Genomic DNA, 18177 nt, shown 5'->3' with positions numbered 1-18177 from the left:
GGGTGGTGGTTTTTTTTTTTTTTATACCCCCCCGCCCCCCCCGCCGCCGGGGCCGGGGGGGGGGCGGCCCCCCCCCGGCGGGCCCCCCCCACCCCGCCGTGCGTGACTACTGCCGGACCTCGTCGTGACCCTCGTGCAGGCCGCCGCCGCTGCCGCCGCCCGGCGTCGGCACGGAGACGACCGGCTTCGAGAGCGGGGCCAGGTCGAAGGCGTAGTGTCCGACCGCGTCCGCGATGACGTCGACGTTGATGTCGAGCGCCTTCTGGTCGATGTTCGTGATGTCGTCACCCTTGGCGTGGTAGTTCACGTCGTAGGCGACGCCCGCCTGCCCGCCGAACTTCGCGGCCTCCTCCGGCGTCTTGATGCCCTCGGCGCCCGTGAACGTACCGCCCGACGGGATGCCGACCTCGATGAACGGGCCGTAGTCCGAGCGGCCGGAGAAGTCCGTGCCCGCGTGCGGGATCTTCTTGGAGTCGAGGAAGTCGTTGATCCCCTTCTCCAGCTGGGCGGAGCCCTCCGGGCCGGGGCCCGCGCCCACCCCGTCCGAGTCGTCGCCGTCGTACACGAAGTAGGCGGAGTTCGGCGAGGCGATCATGTCGAAGTTCAAGTAGAGCTTGATCTGCTTCTTCTGCGCGTCCGTCAGCCCCGCCACGTACGCCTCGGAGCCGAGCAGGCCGTACTCCTCCGCCGACCACCACGCGAACTTGACCTTGTTCTTGATCTTCGTCTGGCTGCTCGCGAGGCGCTGCGCGACCTGGAGGATGCCGGCCGAGCCGGAGCCGTTGTCGTTGATGCCGGGGCCCGCCGCGACCGAGTCGAGGTGCGCCCCGAGGAAGACGGTGTTGTCCGCGTCCCCGCCGCGGGTCTCCGCGACGACGTTGTACGTCTTGCGGTCCTCGCGGAACTGGCGGAGGTCGAGGGTGACCTCGACCGGGCCGGCCGCGGCGTCGGCGGCGAGCTTCTCGCCGTCCGCCTGGGTGATGCCGCCGGTCGGGACCCTGCCCGCGTCCGCGGCGCCGAGGGTGCCGTTCAGGGCGCCCGCGGTGTTGTTGTAGATGACCGCGCCGACCGCTCCGGCCGCCGCCGCGTTGGCCTGCTTGGTGGCGAAGGTGCAGCCGCCGCGCTTGACCAGGGCGATCTTGCCGGTGAAGGTGCCGGCGGCGAAGTCACCGGGCTCACATCCGTTCGTTCCGTCCGCGTCGACCGGGGCGACGGCGACCCGGGCGGTCACGCCCCCCTCCGGGGTGCTCGCCGTGTACGTCATCAGGTGGATCGGGACGTCGTGCGCGTTCGGGCCGTTCACCGTCAGCTTCTCGGCGACGGTCTCGACGTAGACGAAGTCGAACTCGTTCCTCGTGACCTGGTAGCCGGCCGCCCGCATCACGGCCTCGACGTACTTGGCGGACTGCTCGTGGCCCTTGGACCCGGCCACCCGCGTGCCGTTGTTGTAGTCGGCGATCGACTGGAAGACCTTCAGGTGGTTGTAGGCACCCTTGCCGGTCGCGTCCTTGACCAGCTTCCTGGCCAGCGCGTCACCCCGCGCGGCGTCGCTCTGCGGGCTTCCGGTGGCGCCGGCGGGCCCGGCGAGGAGCAGCGGCGAGACGAGGGCCGCGGCTGCCAGGGCGGTGGTTGCTGCGGCTATACGGCGAGAGGGCATGTAGGTCCTTTCACGGCAAAGTGCGAGCAGGGCTGAACGGTGGACGCACGTTAAGCAGCGAGGAGCCACTCTGGCCAGAGTTTTAACTGATTCCGGTTCAGCAATTCCGCATAGCGGCGAGCTTGCGCCTATCGGAGGATGCCCTCGATGAAGTCCGAGCCGAGGCGGGCGACCACAGGCAGATCCAACTGGTGCTGGGCATAACGCCCTTGACGCCGCGTATGGATCAGGCCGGCCTTTTTCAGTACGGCCAGATGCCGCGACACCTCCGGCGCGGTGATCCCGTGCGCGGACGCCAGCTCGCTCGTCGAGTACGGGCCCCTGGCCAGACTCCGGCACAGCATCATCCGCAGGGGATGCGCCAGCGCCTCCATCCGGCGCCGGAGCAGCTCCACCGACCCCGGCGGGACCGCCAGTTCCGGGGTGCCGAGCGGATAGTGGACCACCGGCCGCCAGCCCGGCGCGTGCAGCACCAGCAGGTGCGGCCAGCCGAAGTTCGTCGGTATGAAGACCAGACCGGGGCCCAGGCGGGGGTCGGTGGCGGTGGTCGAGCCGTCGACCATCTTGTCGGCGGTGATGGTGGTGCGGCCCGGGTCGACGCTGAGCGCGCCCGAGACCTCCTTCAGCACGGCCGGCAGCCCCTTGTGGCGCAGCAGCTCGGTCTTGTGCCGGGCGTCGGCGCTCTGCCCGGGCTCGACGCGCTTCCAGGTCTCGTTGAAGAACGCCTCGCCGCAGTCCTCCAGGAGCCGCCGCATCCACACCCGGACGGCGGCGGTGTCGTCCAGCAGGCGCAGCGAGAAGTTCAGCTGCCGGGGGCCGCGGGCGGCGGCCGCCTCCAGCGCCCTGGCCCGCGCCGCCGGGTCCGTGAGCGGGGAGGGCCAGCCGCCCTCGTCGTACAGGGCCAGCCAGCAGTGCTCCAGGGCGGCCGTCACGAACCGCTCGTCGTCCAGCCGGTCGAGTACGTCGAGCTCCTCGGCCAGGGTCGCCGCGGGCAGCCCGGTCCCGCCGGGGATTCCGGCGAAGGGCATGAAGATGTCGGCGAAGGAGCTCCGCCACATGAAGTCGCCCTCCAGCAGCCGGTCCGCGAGGCACGGGTCGAGGGCGGCGGCGGTGGCGGTGGTCCAGGAGGTGAGCGCCGGGTGGTGGGCGGGCTGGGAGAGCGCGTGCAGGGCCATGCAGAGCTCCGCGAGCGGGGAGGGCGTGAAGGAGATCCGCTCGGCGGGGAGCCCGGCGATGTCGATGGTGACGCTCATCCGCCCATTCTGGAGGGTGCGGCCCGGCCGTCACGGGGCGAGGGTGGACGTATGACCGCGATCGAGCAGTACCTCATCGACACCTACCGGGCGTCCCAGCACGGCGATCCGATGCCCCCGCCGCCGGGGCGGGACGATCTCGCCGTGGCGCGCGCGGCCCGGACCTACGAGCAGTTCCGGGCCGTGCTGGACGGACGCCCGGGCCGTCACCCCTGGTGGGCCGCCCTGCGCAGACTCACGGCCCGTACGTGATCTCGTACGCGACCTCCGCCCGCCGGTCCGCGACCATGATGTCGGCGGTCTCCACCGGGCGGCCGTCCGCCGCGTAGTGCGTCCGCTCGATCTCGGTGATCAGGTCGCCGACGCTGATGCCGAGCAGATCGGCCCGCGCCCGGTCCGCGCGCGCCGGCCGCGGGATCTCCGTCGCCGAGACGACCGTCACCCCGATCGCCCGCATCCGCTCGATCACCCCGGCGCCCTTGAGCGGCCCGTTCTCGGGCAGGACGACCGGAGTGCGGTCCGTGACCGCCATCGGCTCCCACGACTCGCAGGTCTCCACGGGCAGCCCCGCGGACAGGAGCGCGTACGAGGTGACCACGCACGGGTCGCCCGGCGCGATGGCCAGCCGCGCGGCGATCCGCTCCGGCGCAGGGGTACGGGCCTTCGAGCGCGACTGCCACGTACCGCCGCCGTTGTCGCGGCCGCCCGGACCGCTCACCCGCCGCAGCCGGGAGCGCGGGATCCGCATCCGCCGGCGCGGGCCCCGTACGTAGGTGCCGGAGCCGGCCCGGCCTTCGAGGAGCCCCTCGATGATCAGGAGCTCCATCGCCCGCTGGGCGACGTTCTGCCCCACGGCGTACTCCTCGGCGAACCGTGCCCGCGACGGCAGCCGGGATCCGGGCGGCCACTCCCCGGCCCTGATCCGCGCCCGGAGCGCGTCGGCAATCAGCAAGTGCGCCGTGTCACGAGGCATCCCGACAAGCTAACACCGCGCACATGCGCGTGCCCCCGGCTTCCGCACCCTCGATCGGGGGGAGCCGGGGGCACGCATCTGCCGCTGTGCTACTCGAAGTTGGGCGCGTTGCGCTCGTAGACCAGCCGCAGGCCGATCAGCGTCAGCCACGGCTCGTGGTCGTCGATCACCGAGGACTCTCCGAGGACCATCGGGGCCAGGCCGCCGGTGGCGATCACGCGGACGTCGTCGGGATCGCCGTTCGGGCCGGCCAGCTCCTTGGCCATCCGGGTGACGACCCCGTCGACCTGGCCCGCGAAGCCGTACAGCACGCCCGACTGCATCGCCTCGACCGTCGACTTGCCGATCACGTTGCGCGGGCGGGCCAGCTCGATCTTCCGCAGCTGGGCGCCCCGTACACCGAGGGCCTCCATCGAGATCTCGATGCCCGGGGCGATCACGCCGCCCACGTACTCGCCCTTCGCGGACACCGCGTCGAAGGTGGTCGCCGTACCGAAGTCGACCACGATCGCCGGGCCCCCGTACAGCTCGACCGCCGCGACCGCGTTGATGATGCGGTCCGCGCCGACCTCCTTGGGGTTGTCCATGAGGATCGGGACGCCCGTCTTGATGCCGGGCTCCACCAGCACCGCCGGGACGTCCCCGTAGTAGCGCCGGGTGACCTCCCGCAGCTCGTGCAGCACCGACGGCACCGTCGAGCAGATGCCGATGCCGTGGATGCCGTCGCCCAGCTCGCTGCCGAGCATCGGGTGCATGCCCATCAGGCCCTGCATGAGCACGGCCAGCTCGTCGGCCGTGCGCCGCGGGTCGGTCGAGATGCGCCAGTGCTCGACGATCTCGTCACCGTCGAACAGGCCCAGGACCGTCTGGGTGTTGCCTACGTCGATGGTGAGGAGCACGGGTTACACCGCCTCGCGCAGATCGAGGCCGATGTCCAGGATCGGCGAGGAGTGGGTCAGCCCGCCGACGGCCAGGTAGTCCACCCCCGTCTCCGCGTACGCCCGGGCGGTGTCCAGGGTCAGGCGGCCCGAGGACTCCAGCACCGCGCGGCCGGCCACGAGCGCCACGGCCTCGGCGGTCTGCGCGACCGTGAAGTTGTCCAGCAGGATCAGGTCGGCACCCGCTTCCAGGACCTCGCCGATCTGCTCCAGGGTGTCGACCTCGACCTCGATCGGGACCTCCGGGAAGGCCTCCCGGACGGCCTTGAAGGCCTGCGCGACGCCGCCCGCCGCCACCACGTGGTTGTCCTTGACCAGCGCCGCGTCCGACAGCGACATGCGGTGGTTGACGCCGCCGCCGCAGCGCACCGCGTACTTCTCCAGGGCGCGCAGGCCGGGCGTGGTCTTGCGGGTGTCGCGGACCTTCGCGCCGGTGCCCTCCAGCACGTCCGCCCAGCGGCGGGTGGCCGTCGCGATGCCCGACAGGCGGCACAGGATGTTCAGGGCGCTGCGCTCCGCCGTGAGCAGGTCGCGGGTGTGCGACCGTACGGACAGCAGCAGCTGCCCGGCCGTGACGGAGTCACCGTCCTCCGCGTGCCGCTCCACCTCGAAGGCCTCCGTGCAGACCACGGAGAACACGGCCTCGGCGATGCGCAGGCCGGACACGACGCCGTCCTCGCGCGCGACGAAGTCGGCCACCGCCTCCGCGTCCGCGGGCACCGTGGCGACGGTGGTGACGTCGACGCCGCCGTCCAGGTCCTCGGAGAGCGCCATGTGCGCGATGTCCTCGACCTCGACGGGGTCCAGGCCCGCGTCCGCGAGCAGCTGGGCCAGCGCCGGGTCGAGGCCGCTCTCCTCGCCGTCACCGCAGGCGCAGTCGTCGCCGCAGCCGCCGTCGTTCTGGTCGATCAGGGGAAGTTCGGGGGTGCTCACGGTCACTGCTCCAGGCTCTGGGTACTCAGGGGAACGTGCACGGACGGGAAGTCCGCGGAGTCGGTGGGGACGACGACCAGGGCGCGCTTCTCGGTCGCCGAGAGCCGGACCACGAGATGGCGGCGCCAGGCGGCGTCGTCCCGGTCCGGATGGTCCTCGCGCCAGTGGCAGCCGCGGGTCTCCACGCGCCGCTGCGCGGCCGCGACCAGCACCCGGGCCACGCACAGCAGGTTCGTGGCCTCCCAGGTGTCCACCCCCGGTTCGGCGGTCTTGCCGTGCGCTTCGAGGTTGTTCAGGGCGGTCGCGTACAGGCCTTCGAGGGACTCGGCGGCCGTCCGCAGCGACTCGGCCGAGCGCAGCACGCCCGCGCCGTCCGTCATGATCCGCTGGATCTCGTACCGCGCCTCGGCGGGCTGCAGCGGACCGGTCGCGGGGACGGGTACGCCCGGCCCGTTGCCGGTGCGCGCCTGCGCGGCGATGTCGTCGGCGATCCGCTCGGCGAAGACCAGGCCCTCCAGCAGGGAGTTGGAGGCCAGCCGGTTCGCGCCGTGCACACCGGTGCAGGCGACCTCGCCGCACGCGTACAGGCCGGGGACGGTGGTGCGCCCGTGCAGGTCGGTCCGTACGCCGCCGGACGCGTAGTGCGCGGCGGGCGCGACCGGGATCGGCTCGGTCACCGGGTCGATGCCGTGCGCGCGGCAGGCGGCGAGGATGGTCGGGAAGCGCTGCTCCCACATCTCGGCGCCGAAGTGCCGGGCGTCCAGGAACATGTGCCGGGCACCCTGCTCCTGCATGCGGCGCGTGATGCCCTTGGCGACGATGTCGCGCGGCGCCAGCTCCGCGAGCTCGTGCTGGCCCACCATGAAGCGGACGCCGTCCGCGTCGACGAGGTACGCGCCCTCGCCGCGCACCGCCTCCGACACCAGGGGCTGCTGCCCCTCGGCGTCCGGGCCGAGGAACAGCACCGTCGGGTGGAACTGCACGAATTCCAGGTCGGAGACCTCGGCTCCGGCGCGCAGTGCGAGCGCCACCCCGTCGCCCGTGGACACCGACGGGTTGGTGGTCGCCGAGAAGACCTGGCCCATGCCGCCGGTCGCGAGGATCACGGAGGGCGCGTGGACGGCGCCGACGCCGTCGTGCTGGCCCTCGCCCATGACGTGCAGGGTGACGCCGGCCGTACGCCCCTGCGCGTCCTGCAGCAGGTCCAGTACGAGCGCGTTCTCCACGGTCTCGATGCCCGCGGCCTGCACGGCCTCGACCAGTGCCCGGGAGATCTCGGCGCCGGTGGCGTCGCCGCCCGCGTGGGCGATCCGGCGCCGGTGGTGGCCGCCCTCGCGGGTCAGTTCTATCTCCCCGGTCTCCGCGGAGGTGTCGAAGACGGCTCCGGTGGCCATCAGCCGCCGTACCGCGTCAGGGCCTTCGGTGACGAGCAGCCTCACGGCCTCCTCGTCGCACAGGCCGGCGCCCGCGACCAGGGTGTCTTCCAGGTGCTGCTCGGGGGTGTCGCCCTCGCCGAGGGCCGCGGCGATCCCGCCCTGGGCCCAGCGGGTGGAGCCGTCGTCGAGCCGTGCCTTGGTGACCACGACCGTACGGCGGCCCGCGGCGGCGCAGCGCAGCGCGGCGGTCAGCCCCGCCACGCCGGAGCCGACGACCACGACGTCGGCGTCGACCGACCAGCCGGGGGCCGGAGCGTGCAGCCGTATGCCGGTGCCTGCGCCGCCCGACTGGATGTCTCTGCCTGGGGTGCTCACGAATGTGCTCCGAATTCCAGTGGGATGTTGTCGATCAGCCGGGTCGTGCCCACCTTCGCGGCGACGGCCAGGACGGCCTGCCCGGTGAACCCTGGGCCTGCCTCGGTGAAGTCCTGCGGGTCCACCAGCGCCAGGTAGTCCAGCACGAGCGGCGGCTCGTGCCGGCCCGCCTCCTCCAGGATGTGCAGCGCGGCGGCCCGTACGGCGTCCGGCAGCCCGCAGCCCGCCACCGACACGGCGTGCGCGTCCGCGGAGGCCCGGACCTCGCCGAGCTTCGCCAGCGCGCTGGCGCGCTCGTCGCTGGCCGGGGAGGCCTCGGCGCGGGCCTGCAGCGCCGCCTGCGCGGCGAGCCGGTCCCGCCCGGCGAACAGGGCGCGGGACAGGGCCAGGGCGGTGCGCCGCTCGACGGGGGAGAGGTAGCGGTTGCGGGACGACAGGGCGAGCCCGTCCTCCTCGCGGACGGTCGGTACGCCGACCACCTCGACGGGGAAGTTCAGATCGGTCACCATGCGCCGGATCAGGGCGAGTTGCTGTGCGTCCTTCTGGCCGAAGAGGGCCAGGTCGGGGCGGGTGAGGTGGAGCAGCTTGGCGACGACGGTCAGCATTCCGTCGAAGTGGCCGGGGCGGGTGGCCCCTTCGAGGCGCTCGCCCATGGGGCCGGCGCTGATCCGCACCTGCGGGTCGCCGCCCGGGTAGACCTCGTCGACGGCGGGGGCGAACACCGCGTCGGCGCCCGCGGCTTCGGCGATCCGCCGGTCGGCGTCGAGGGTGCGGGGATAGCGGTCGAGGTCCTCGTTCGCCCCGAACTGCAGGGGGTTGACGAAGACGGTGACGACGACCTGGCCGCCCTGGCCGGCCTGTTCGCGGGCCGTGCGGATGAGGGTGGCGTGCCCCTCGTGCAGGGCGCCCATGGTCATCACCACGGCCCGGCGGCCGGAGCGCGCGAGCCCGTGGAGCTCCTCGGCGGTGTGCAGCAGCAGTGGTTCGCTCATCGGGCGTCGCCGTCCTTGTCCGCGAGGACGCCGAGCAGGTCCTCGGCGAGCTCGGGCTTGAGCAGACCGTGCGCGAGGGCCCGGTCGGCGGTGGTGCGTGCCATGGCCAGGTATCCGGCGACCGCGGCGGGCGCGTGCTTGCGCAGCTCCGATACGTGCGCGGCGACGGTGCCGGCGTCGCCGCGGGCCACCGGGCCGGTCAGGGCGGCGTCACCGGAGCGCAGCGCGTTGTCGAGGGCGGCGCCGAGCAGCGGGCCGAGCATCCGGTCGGGGTGCTCGACCCCGGCCGTGCGCAGCAGTTCCATCGACTGGGCGACCAGGGTGACCAGGTGGTTCGCACCGAGGGCGAGGGCCGCGTGGTAGAGCGGGCGGTTCTCCTCCGCGATCCACTCGGGCTCCCCGCCCATCTCGATGACCAGGGCCTCGGCGGCGAGCCGCAGCTCCTCGGGGGCGGTGACGCCGAAGGAGCAGCCGGCCAGGCGCTGCACGTCGACCTCGGTGCCGGTGAAGGTCATCGCGGGGTGCAGGGCCAGCGGCAGCGCGCCCGCGCGGCGCGCGGGGTCGAGCACGGAGGTCCCGTACCGGCCGGAGGTGTGCACGAGGAGCTGCCCGGGCCGGATCGCACCGGTCTCGGCGAGGCCCTCGACGAGGGACGGCAGCGCGTCGTCCGGCACCGTGAGCAGGACCAGGTCCGCGAGCTCGAACACCTGTGCGGGCGGGACGAGGGGTACGTCGGGCAGCATCCGCGCGGCGCGACGCACGGACGCGTCGGAGACGCCGGATACGGCGACGGGCCGGTGCCCGGCCTGCTGGAGCGCGCGGGCCAGCGCCGGGCCGACCCGGCCGGCTCCGACGACGCCGACCGTCAGCCGGGCAGGGCGTGGCTGCTGTGTTGGGTTCACGCGGGGAGGGCCTTCCGTTCCAGTCCGCGGGGGGTACCGGACGATACGCCGCCATGCTAGCTCCTGGGCCCTTGGGCCGTTCGGCGATGATTCGGACCATGGACGAGGACACCGAGCAGGAGAAGCGGCAGGTGGCGGCCTGGCGGGCGGCAGAGCGGAAACTCTCCCGCTGCCTGCGCGAGCCGACGGTGGCGGAGCTGCTGGCGCCGCTCTCCGCAGCCCCGTACGACCTGGACCAGCCGGCCGACGTGTACGGGGACGGGATCGTCGACGTGCTGGAGCGGCGGGTCGCGGAGCTGCTGGGCACCGAGGACGCGGCGTTCTTCCCGTCCGGGACGATGGCGCAGCAGGTCGCCCTGCGGTGCTGGGCCGGGCGGACCGGGAACCCGGTGGTGGCGCTGCACCCGATGAGCCACCCGGAGCGCTGGGAGGGCCAGGCGCTCTCCACGGTCTCCGGACTCCGCGTGGCGCACCCGACGGCGGAGGCCCGCCAGCCCTCGGCGGCGGAGGTCGCGGACCTCGCGGAGCCGTTCGGCACGCTGATGCTGGAGCTGCCCCTGCGGGACGCGGGCTTCCTGCTCCCGACGTGGGAGGAGCTGGAGGCGCTGGTCGACGCGGCCCGGGAGCGGGAGGCGGTGGTGCACTTCGACGGGGCCCGGCTGTGGGAGTCCACGGTGCACTTCGCGCGCCCGCTGACGGAGATCGCCGGCCTGGCGGATTCCGTCTACGTCTCGTTCTACAAGTCGCTCGGCGGGCTGAGCGGGGCGGCGCTGGCCGGGCCGCGGGACTTCGTGGAGGAGACCAGGGTCTGGCGGCACCGGTACGGCGGCCAGGTCTTCCGGCAGTTCCCGCAGGCCCTGGCCGCGCTGGCCGGGCTGGAACGGGAGCTGCCGCGCCTGCCGTCGTACGTGGCGCAGGCGCGGATGGTGGCGGGCGCGCTGGGGCCGGCGTTCGCCGCGTCCGGCATCCCGTGGTTCCGGATCAACCCGGGGCTTCCGCACACGCACCAGTTCCAGGTGTGGCTGCCGTACGAGGCGGAGCGCCTGGCACGGGCGGGCCTGCGCCAGGCCGAGGAGACGGGGCGGGTCCTGTTCCGCCGCTGGTCCCGGGCGGGCGTACCGGGCCTCTCCCTGACGGAGGTCGAGGTCACCGCGCCGGGCCTGACGTGGACCCCGGCGGACGTACAGACGGCGGCATCGGAGTTCGCGGCGCGTCTGTAGGGCTCGGCGGGTCCCTGCCGGGTCCCTGCCGGGGACTCGGCGGTGGCGGGCTCGCCGCGCGCGGGCGGGGCCGGCACCCCACCCCCGCGGAGACGGGTTTCGGGGAAGGGCGGGGTGGGGAAAAGGCCCCGCCCAGCGACACGCCCGCGCCCCGGACGGGAGTGGTGCGAAACTCCGAATTACCGGGAAGTCAGAGGTTTCGGCCGGTCACGGCGATACCGTCCTCCACGGAAATGAACGGCGACGTGCCCGGAGGAGACACCATGACCACTCAGCCCATGTGGCAGAAGTCCTCGTTCTGCGGTGAGGGGGACGCCTGTGTCTACGTCAGCGCCGCGCCCGGAACCCTGGTGCGCGTCGCCGATCACGCCGACCCCGCGCACCTCGTGCTCGCCACGACCCAGGCCGCCTGGGCCGCGTTCCTCCGCGCGGTGAAAGAGACCGGCTGAGTGATCCGCCGCGCCGAGCCCGCTCGCCCTCAGGGGATTTTGTCCGATTAGCGCGTATCTTCGCCCTATGCCCACGCCCTACGGATCCCGCGGCGGCATGGCGTTCAGTGCCGCTGAGCTGCACGTACTCAGGCGCTCGCTCGCCCACGCCCTTCAGTCCTCCTCGGTCCCCCTCGCGGCCGAGGAGGTCCAGGACTGCCTGCGCCTCGCGCGGTCGGTGGACGACGCGGTCCAGGAGGCGGCCCGGCTCAGAGCCTTTCTCGTCGAGGACCTGGCCCGCTACCGGGGCGCCCTGCCCGGCAGCCTCTCCGGCTACCTGGAACTGCTGCAGGACGCCCTGGCCGCCGGGTACGAGCCCGTGCCCGACGATCTCGCCGCGCTGCGCGCCCTGCGTGCCAACCCGGTCGCGGCCGCGCTGCTGGACCGCGCCCAGACCGTCGCGGAGCGCTCCGTACGGCGCCGGCTGTCGACCGCCCCCGCGCCCCGTACCCGGCTGCTGGCCCTGGCCGGGGGCCGGGACGAGCAGCCGGGCCGTCCGGCGCCCCGGCCCAAGGAGCCGCCCCGGCCCGAGCAGCCGGGCAAGCCCATCCCGACGCCCGGCGAGGTGTTCCCGCCGCGCCGCAAGCCCACCCCGCCCCCGGCGGCCGGACGCGCCGCCGTGTAGCTACGCTGATGGGCATGGACTACGTCTCCGCGCTCGTGCCCCCCGTCGTGATGGCCGCGTTCTTCATCGCTCTCGTCGTGACGATCGTGAAGAGCCAGGGCGGCGCCAACAAGGCCAAGGAGGACGCGGCGGTCGACGCCGTGATCGCCCGGGCCGAGGCCGCCCGCCAGCCCCAGAAGTAGAAACCTTCGGGTATCGGGCGCAGGGCCTCGGGCCCCGCGTCCGATTTTTTGTGCGTTGGCGGGGCGAATAGTCGGGCAATTACCCACAAGCCGCACTATCGTGCTGTTGTGCCTCGCCCCTTGGGAGAACTCGAAGACGCCGTCATGACGCGGGTGTGGCAGTGGAACCGCCCGGTCACTGTTCGGGAAGTGCTGGAAGACCTCCAGCAGGAACGGTCCATCGCGTACACCACGGTCATGACCGTTATGGACAATCTCCATCAGAAGGGCTGGGTCCGCCGGGAAGCGGAAGGCCGCGCCTATCGATATACGGCGGTCTCCACCCGTGCCGCCTACTCGGCCGCACTGATGAACGAAGCCTGGTCGACGAGCGACAACCCCGCAGCCGCCCTCGTCGCCTTCTTCGGCATGATGTCCGCGGAACAGCGGGAAGCCCTCAGGGACGCCGTGCGGATCGTCCAGCACGACGACGAGGCCGCCGAGGCCGCCGCCGAGGCCGCCGAGGCCGCCGCCGAGGCCGCCGCCGGGGCAGCGCCCGAAGCCCCCGCGCCGGCCGAAGCCGAAGGGGACTCCGCCGAGCATCCGGGCACGCCGGGGCGATAACGTCCGGGGCCATGGGAGAGTTTTCCGCTGCACACGCAGAAACAGTGACGATCCGCCGTGCCCGCACCGGTGATGTTCCCGCGCTGCGGCGCCTGCTCGACCAGTACGTGCAGCAGCGGATCCTGCTCGACAAAGCCCCGGTCGTCCTTTACGAGGACATCCAGGAGTTCTGGGTCGCGGAACGCGACTCCGACGGCCAGGTCGTCGGCTGCGGAGCTCTCCACGTGATGTGGGAAGACCTCGCCGAAGTGCGCACTCTCGCGGTCGACCGCGACTTGAAGGGCGCGGGCGTCGGCCATCAGGTGCTGGCCCAGTTGTTGCGGACGGCCCGCGAGCTCGGGGTGAGCCGGGTTTTCTGCCTCACCTTCGAAGTGGACTTCTTCGCCAAGCACGGCTTCGTCGAGATCGGCGAGACCCCGGTGGAGACCGATGTCTACATGGAGCTCCTGCGTTCCTATGACGAGGGCGTCGCCGAGTTCCTCGGTCTCGAACGAGTGAAGCCGAACACCTTGGGCAACAGTCGGATGCTTCTGCACCTCTGAACGATCAACGCGGCTTTTCCGGCGCTCCGCCCGCCTGTGGCCTATGTCCGAATCGCGCACGTTTCCCGCCCTGTTGCGGTCTCGAACCTCTCGCCGGGGGTTTGTGTTTTCCAGGCAAAAGCGGTTTCCTTTCCGCGTACTGCTTTTCGATGAAAGGAAATCCCGGTGGCACAGAAGGTTCAGGTCCTTCTTGTCGACGACCTCGACGGCGGCGAGGCGGACGAGACGGTGACGTTCGCTCTGGACGGCAAGACCTACGAGATCGACCTCACCACCGCCAACGCTGAAAAGCTCCGCGGTCTGCTCGACCCGTACACCAAGGGCGGCCGCCGCACCGGTGGGCGTGCCACCGCGGCCCGCGCCAAGGGCCGCGCCTCCGCGACGGCCGGTAACCCGGACACCGCCGAGATCCGCGCGTGGGCGAAGGAGAATGGTTACAACGTGAATGACCGGGGCCGCGTCCCGGCCGAGATCCGCGAGGCCTACGAGAAGGCCAAGGGCTGACCGGACCGGGTCGTACGGCGCCGCAGGCGGGCGCGGTGGCATTCCGTCGCCGCGGCGGCCACCAGGCGTACGAGATCGGGCCGACGGGCGGGGCCGGTGCCTTCCCCGAGGCCCGGCAGGGCGGGCAGCACTGCCTCACACCCCTGCTCGGGGGGTCGCAGCCACACGGCGGCTCCCCGAGGGTCAGGGGCCCCGCCCGGCGGAGCGGGGGCGGTGATCCGGCCGCCCGCGCCGAGAGCGAGGAGATCCAGTTCGACCCCGCCCCACTCCAGCCAGTCGAGCAGGCCCGCCAGCTCTTCCGCGCCCCCCGCGGCCACCAGGAACCGCATCCGGCGCCCCGTGAGGGCCACCGGCCCGGTGGCGACGGGCCTGCGGAGCAGCGCCGCACCCGCGTCGCACGGCAGCTCCAGTACGTCGAACCGGGACCCGGTGACGAGCTGGGCGGGAGGGCCGTCCATGACGGCCCAGCCGAGCACCCGCCGGTACCAGGAGGCGTACGCGGCCTCCTCGGCCGGGACGCGGGGCAGCGGGACGGTGGGGGCGCCGACGGTGCTGGAGGCCATGTCGGGAGCAACTCGCGCAAAGGGCTCCGGGTTACGGCTGGCGACACCTCCGGCGGCAGCCGAGGGTGACGCACGGCACGCGGACGAATGCGGAACGTAAACATCCGCGGGGTTCGAGTCCCACATTCGGGACGCAAGCGTGTTCGCCCTTAGCGGAGGGAACCGGTGCCGCGGGCATGGAGTGTCAGTCCTTACGGGTAAGACATTCCTAGTGGATCGGGGCGACACGCTGATTTGACGGGCTTCCGTTCGCCATCGGCGTACACGCATGACGGGTATCTGCCTGGCCTGCGGGAACATCGTCTCGCACCATCGGGTTGGAGCAGTTGTCGGCTCTTCAAGCCGGTTTTCCTCGCAGATGTGGGGGTGAGCCGCGAACGGATGTCGGCAGTTGGAATGAGCTGTCCCGCCCCGCGGGACTAGCATGCGGAAGGACAGGGCGGGGACCGACCCCGAACTGCCCGACCGCTCTGAGGAGCGATAAACGATGTTCGAGAGGTTCACCGACCGCGCGCGGCGGGTTGTCGTCCTGGCTCAGGAAGAAGCCCGGATGCTCAACCACAACTACATCGGCACCGAGCACATCCTCCTGGGCTTGATCCACGAGGGTGAGGGTGTCGCCGCTAAGGCCCTGGAGAGCCTCGGGATTTCGCTCGAGGCTGTTCGCCAGCAGGTTGAGGAGATCATCGGTCAGGGGCAGCAGGCCCCGTCCGGCCACATCCCCTTCACCCCGCGGGCGAAGAAGGTCCTGGAGCTGTCGCTCCGAGAGGCCCTCCAGCTCGGCCACAACTACATCGGCACCGAGCACATCCTGCTCGGCCTGATCCGCGAGGGCGAGGGCGTCGCCGCCCAGGTCCTCGTGAAGCTGGGCGCCGATCTCAACCGAGTCCGGCAGCAGGTCATCCAGCTGCTCTCCGGCTACACCGGCGGAGGCAAGGAGTCGGCCACGGCCGGCGGCCCGGCCGAGGGCACGCCCTCGACCTCGCTCGTCCTGGACCAGTTCGGCCGCAACCTCACCCAGGCAGCCCGCGAATCCAAGCTCGACCCGGTCATCGGGCGCGAGAAGGAGATCGAGCGGGTCATGCAGGTGCTGTCCCGCCGTACCAAGAACAACCCGGTCCTCATCGGCGAGCCCGGCGTCGGCAAGACCGCCGTCGTCGAGGGCCTGGCCCAGGCGATCGTCAAGGGCGAGGTCCCCGAGACCCTCAAGGACAAGCACCTCTACACGCTTGACCTCGGTGCCCTGGTCGCCGGTTCCCGCTACCGCGGTGACTTCGAGGAGCGCCTGAAGAAGGTGCTCAAGGAGATCCGCACCCGCGGCGACATCATCCTGTTCATCGACGAGCTCCACACCCTCGTGGGTGCGGGTGCCGCCGAGGGCGCGATCGACGCCGCCAGCATCCTCAAGCCCATGCTGGCCCGTGGTGAGCTCCAGACCATCGGTGCCACGACGCTGGACGAGTACCGCAAGCACCTCGAGAAGGACGCGGCCCTCGAGCGCCGCTTCCAGCCGATCCAGGTGGCGGAGCCTTCCCTCCCCCACACGATCGAGATCCTCAAGGGCCTGCGCGACCGCTACGAGGCCCACCACCGCGTCTCCATCACGGACGAGGCCCTCGTCCAGGCGGCGACGCTGGCGGACCGGTACATCTCGGACCGCTTCCTCCCGGACAAGGCGATCGACCTGATCGACGAGGCCGGCTCCCGGATGCGCATCCGCCGGATGACCGCGCCGCCGGACCTCCGCGAGTTCGACGAGAAGATCGCGGCCGTGCGCCGCGACAAGGAGTCGGCCATCGACTCCCAGGACTTCGAGAAGGCGGCGTCTCTCCGTGACAAGGAGAAGCAGCTGCTGGCGGCGAAGTCCAAGCGCGAGAAGGAATGGAAGGCCGGCGACATGGACGTCGTCGCCGAGGTCGACGGCGAGCTCATCGCCGAAGTCCTCGCGACCGCGACCGGCATTCCCGTCTTCAAGCTCACCGAGGAGGAGTCCTCGCGACTGCTCCGCATGGAGGACGAGCTCCACCGCCGGGTCATCGGCCAGAAGGACGCCATCAAGGCGCTCTCGCAGGCGATCCGCCGTACCCGAGCGGGTCTGAAGGACCCGAAGCGCCCGGGTGGCTCGTTCATCTTCGCCGGTCCCTCCGGTGTCGGTAAGACCGAGCTCTCCAAGACGCTCGCCGAATTCCTCTTCGGCGACGAGGACGCGCTGATCTCCCTCGACATGTCGGAGTTCAGCGAGAAGCACACGGTTTCCCGTCTCTTCGGTTCGCCCCCCGGCTACGTGGGCTACGAAGAGGGCGGCCAGCTCACCGAGAAGGTGCGCCGCAAGCCGTTCTCCGTCGTCCTCTTCGACGAGGTCGAGAAGGCCCACCCGGATATCTTCAATTCCCTTCTGCAGATCCTGGAGGACGGTCGTCTGACCGACTCCCAGGGCCGGGTCGTGGACTTCAAGAACACGGTCATCATCATGACGACCAACCTGGGTACCCGGGACATCTCGAAGGGCTTCAACCTGGGCTTCGCGGCCCAGGGCGACACCAAGACCGGGTACGAGCGGATGAAGGCGAAGGTCAACGAGGAGCTCAAGCAGCACTTCCGGCCCGAGTTCCTCAACCGCGTCGACGACACGGTCGTCTTCCACCAGCTCACCGAGGAAGACATCATCCAGATCGTCGACCTGATGATCGCGAAGGTCGACGAGCGCCTGAAGGACCGCGACATGGGCATCGAGCTGAGCGGCGACGCGAAGCTCCTGCTCGCCAAGCGCGGCTACGACCCGATCATGGGTGCCCGGCCGCTGCGCCGGACCATCCAGCGCGAGATCGAGGACCTGCTGTCGGAGAAGATCCTCTTCGGCGAGCTGCGGCCCGGTCAGATCGTGGTCGTCGGCAAGGAGGGTGAGGGCGACGACGCCAAGTTCACCTTCCGCGGCGAGGAGAAGTCCGCTCTGCCGGACCTCCCCCCGATCGAGGCCACGGGCTCCGGCCCGGACCTGTCGAAGGGCGCGTAACCCTCGCGGGACGCCGGCAGTACGAAGGGGCGGCCCCGGGACCGAGAGGTCCCGGGGCCGCCCCTTTTTCACGTACGGGACAGTCGGCGCACGGGGCCCGGGGCGCGGCCGGCCCGTGTTCCGGGGCACGTGCGGCGCCGCCACCGAGGCGTGCGCAGGTCGTCGGGGGCGGGATCGAGGGCCGATGCCGGTACGGCCCGCCACGGCCGCCACGGCCGGGTTCGTGAGCGGGGCGAGCTCCTGCCACTCGCCCGGCCCGCTCCGCCCGGATCGTGTACCGGGCCACCGCCTCGGGGCGCGTGAGGGCGGCGGGAGCCGCTCCGGGACCAGGCGGCCGATCCGCCCCGGCTCGCGCGCCGTGCCCACGCCGGCGGGCGGGATCGACCGGCTCGCCTGCCGCTGCGCCTCCGCGGGCGGTACGGGGTCCAGCTCGGCGGCGTACTCCAGGGAGGCCGGGCGGCAGGGGCGAACGCAGCGAGCCGCGGGCCACCAGCTCCCGGATGATCTGGGCCGGCGGCGGAGGCGGGGGGCGGGGGTGGCCCCGGGCCACCGCCACGCGATGACGTCCTCCCGCTCGTCGTCGTCCGCGCGGCCGGCCCGGCTCGCCGGAGCTGCCCTCGTCCGGGGCTGTCGGGGCGCCCGGGAAGTCCCGGTGTCCGCCGTGGGCGCCCGGAGCAGCCCGGAGCGCTCCGGAGGTGCCGGGACACCGCCGGGACGCCGCAGGGGCCCGGCCCAGGACGCGGACGGCGGGTACGGCGGGCAGCGCGTCCGTGAGGGGGTCGGCGCCCGGTCCCCGGTCCATCGCGTGCGCCCGTTGCGGATCAGCCGGTACACGAGCCGCCGCCGCAGCCGGAGCCGCGGCTGTCCGAGCCCGTCGCGGTCCCGGTGGCGCCGCAGCACCGCCAGGGCGGCCGTGCAGAGCTTCCTTGCGGCCGGGGGCGGGGAAGCCGCGCCGCTCGTGGTGCAGGGCGCAGCTGAGCCCGGACAGCAGCGTGCCCCGGCGGCCGCGGGTCCTCCGCCGGGAAAGGGAGATCCAAT

Annotated in this window: 18 protein-coding genes; 9 read left to right on the top strand and 9 right to left on the bottom strand. The window is 72.2% G+C overall.

Annotated features, from left to right (window positions below):
• Positions 1–106: 106 nt before the first annotated feature.
• Positions 107–1657 (bottom strand): M28 family metallopeptidase, encoded by a 1551-nt coding sequence (locus tag ACFCZ1_RS34425; RefSeq protein WP_376682216.1) that lies wholly within the window; start codon positions 1655–1657, stop codon positions 107–109.
• Between the two features lie 128 nt (positions 1658–1785).
• Positions 1786–2910 carry a DUF5937 family protein gene (locus tag ACFCZ1_RS34420; RefSeq protein ID WP_376682215.1) on the bottom strand — a complete coding sequence of 375 codons (1125 nt, stop codon included), beginning with the start codon at positions 2908–2910 and terminating at the stop codon, positions 1786–1788.
• A gap of 51 nt (positions 2911–2961) precedes the next feature.
• Here ACFCZ1_RS34420 and ACFCZ1_RS34415 point away from each other — a divergent pair, with 51 nt between their 5' ends.
• Entirely contained in the window at positions 2962–3162 is a 201-nt protein-coding gene (locus ACFCZ1_RS34415) for a hypothetical protein (RefSeq protein WP_376682214.1), read from the top strand.
• Here the strand turns inward: ACFCZ1_RS34415 and ACFCZ1_RS34410 are convergent.
• The 6 genes from ACFCZ1_RS34410 to ACFCZ1_RS34385 all read right to left on the bottom strand — a co-directional run bounded on the left by ACFCZ1_RS34410 (position 3146) and on the right by ACFCZ1_RS34385 (position 9399).
• The gene (locus ACFCZ1_RS34410; protein WP_376682213.1) at positions 3146–3883 is read right to left on the bottom strand and encodes a GntR family transcriptional regulator; all 738 of its coding nucleotides are present in this window, start codon (positions 3881–3883) and stop codon (positions 3146–3148) included. The genes ACFCZ1_RS34415 and ACFCZ1_RS34410 overlap by 17 nt on opposite strands.
• Positions 3884–3972: 89 nt before the next feature.
• Positions 3973–4782: a type III pantothenate kinase gene (locus tag ACFCZ1_RS34405; RefSeq protein WP_362394836.1), complete on the bottom strand. Its 810-nt coding sequence runs from the start codon at positions 4780–4782 to the stop codon at positions 3973–3975.
• Positions 4783–4785: 3 nt separating this feature from the next.
• Positions 4786–5754 carry a carboxylating nicotinate-nucleotide diphosphorylase gene (gene nadC / locus ACFCZ1_RS34400; RefSeq protein ID WP_376682212.1) on the bottom strand — a complete coding sequence of 323 codons (969 nt, stop codon included), beginning with the start codon at positions 5752–5754 and terminating at the stop codon, positions 4786–4788.
• Between the two features lie 2 nt (positions 5755–5756).
• Complete coding sequence (locus ACFCZ1_RS34395; protein WP_376682211.1) at positions 5757–7505, bottom strand: L-aspartate oxidase; 1749 nt, start codon at positions 7503–7505, stop codon at positions 5757–5759.
• Positions 7502–8497, bottom strand: coding sequence for a pantoate--beta-alanine ligase (gene panC, locus ACFCZ1_RS34390; protein ID WP_376682210.1), 996 nt, complete (start codon positions 8495–8497; stop codon positions 7502–7504). The genes ACFCZ1_RS34395 and panC overlap by 4 nt, the downstream gene beginning before the upstream one ends.
• Positions 8494–9399 (bottom strand): Rossmann-like and DUF2520 domain-containing protein, encoded by a 906-nt coding sequence (locus ACFCZ1_RS34385; protein ID WP_376682209.1) that lies wholly within the window; start codon positions 9397–9399, stop codon positions 8494–8496. The genes panC and ACFCZ1_RS34385 overlap by 4 nt, the downstream gene beginning before the upstream one ends.
• Positions 9400–9497: 98 nt before the next feature.
• Here ACFCZ1_RS34385 and ACFCZ1_RS34380 point away from each other — a divergent pair, with 98 nt between their 5' ends.
• The 7 genes from ACFCZ1_RS34380 to ACFCZ1_RS34350 all read left to right on the top strand — a co-directional run bounded on the left by ACFCZ1_RS34380 (position 9498) and on the right by ACFCZ1_RS34350 (position 13563).
• Positions 9498–10619, top strand: a complete 1122-nt coding sequence (locus tag ACFCZ1_RS34380) for a threonine aldolase family protein (RefSeq protein WP_376682208.1) — start codon at positions 9498–9500, stop codon at positions 10617–10619.
• Between the two features lie 263 nt (positions 10620–10882).
• Positions 10883–11068 (top strand): DUF397 domain-containing protein, encoded by a 186-nt coding sequence (locus ACFCZ1_RS34375; RefSeq protein WP_376682207.1) that lies wholly within the window; start codon positions 10883–10885, stop codon positions 11066–11068.
• Positions 11069–11135: 67 nt separating this feature from the next.
• Positions 11136–11732, top strand: coding sequence for a hypothetical protein (locus tag ACFCZ1_RS34370; RefSeq protein WP_376682206.1), 597 nt, complete (start codon positions 11136–11138; stop codon positions 11730–11732).
• A 14-nt stretch (positions 11733–11746) separates the two neighbouring features.
• Positions 11747–11914: a hypothetical protein gene (locus ACFCZ1_RS34365; protein WP_214930396.1), complete on the top strand. Its 168-nt coding sequence runs from the start codon at positions 11747–11749 to the stop codon at positions 11912–11914.
• 108 nt (positions 11915–12022) lie between these two features.
• Positions 12023–12517, top strand: coding sequence for a BlaI/MecI/CopY family transcriptional regulator (locus tag ACFCZ1_RS34360; RefSeq protein WP_376682205.1), 495 nt, complete (start codon positions 12023–12025; stop codon positions 12515–12517).
• An 11-nt stretch (positions 12518–12528) separates the two neighbouring features.
• Positions 12529–13059, top strand: coding sequence for an amino-acid N-acetyltransferase (locus ACFCZ1_RS34355; protein WP_328926959.1), 531 nt, complete (start codon positions 12529–12531; stop codon positions 13057–13059).
• 165 nt (positions 13060–13224) lie between these two features.
• Positions 13225–13563 carry an Lsr2 family protein gene (locus tag ACFCZ1_RS34350; RefSeq protein ID WP_362394864.1) on the top strand — a complete coding sequence of 113 codons (339 nt, stop codon included), beginning with the start codon at positions 13225–13227 and terminating at the stop codon, positions 13561–13563.
• Here the strand turns inward: ACFCZ1_RS34350 and ACFCZ1_RS34345 are convergent.
• Positions 13542–14126, bottom strand: a complete 585-nt coding sequence (locus ACFCZ1_RS34345) for an SCO3374 family protein (RefSeq protein WP_376682204.1) — start codon at positions 14124–14126, stop codon at positions 13542–13544. The two genes, ACFCZ1_RS34350 and ACFCZ1_RS34345, sit on opposite strands and share 22 nt — an antisense overlap.
• Positions 14127–14613: 487 nt before the next feature.
• On the opposite strand from ACFCZ1_RS34345, the gene ACFCZ1_RS34340 reads away from it, so the two are divergent.
• The gene (locus ACFCZ1_RS34340; RefSeq protein ID WP_376682203.1) at positions 14614–17139 is read left to right on the top strand and encodes an ATP-dependent Clp protease ATP-binding subunit; all 2526 of its coding nucleotides are present in this window, start codon (positions 14614–14616) and stop codon (positions 17137–17139) included.
• Positions 17140–18177: the final 1038 nt, after the last annotated feature.

The sequence above is a fragment of the Streptomyces sp. NPDC056224 genome (genome assembly GCF_042267665.1).
Classification (GTDB): Bacteria; Actinomycetota; Actinomycetes; order Streptomycetales; family Streptomycetaceae; genus Streptomyces.
The sequence above is the reverse complement of the archived record's forward strand: the minus strand, read 5'-3'. Positions and strand labels throughout refer to the sequence as shown.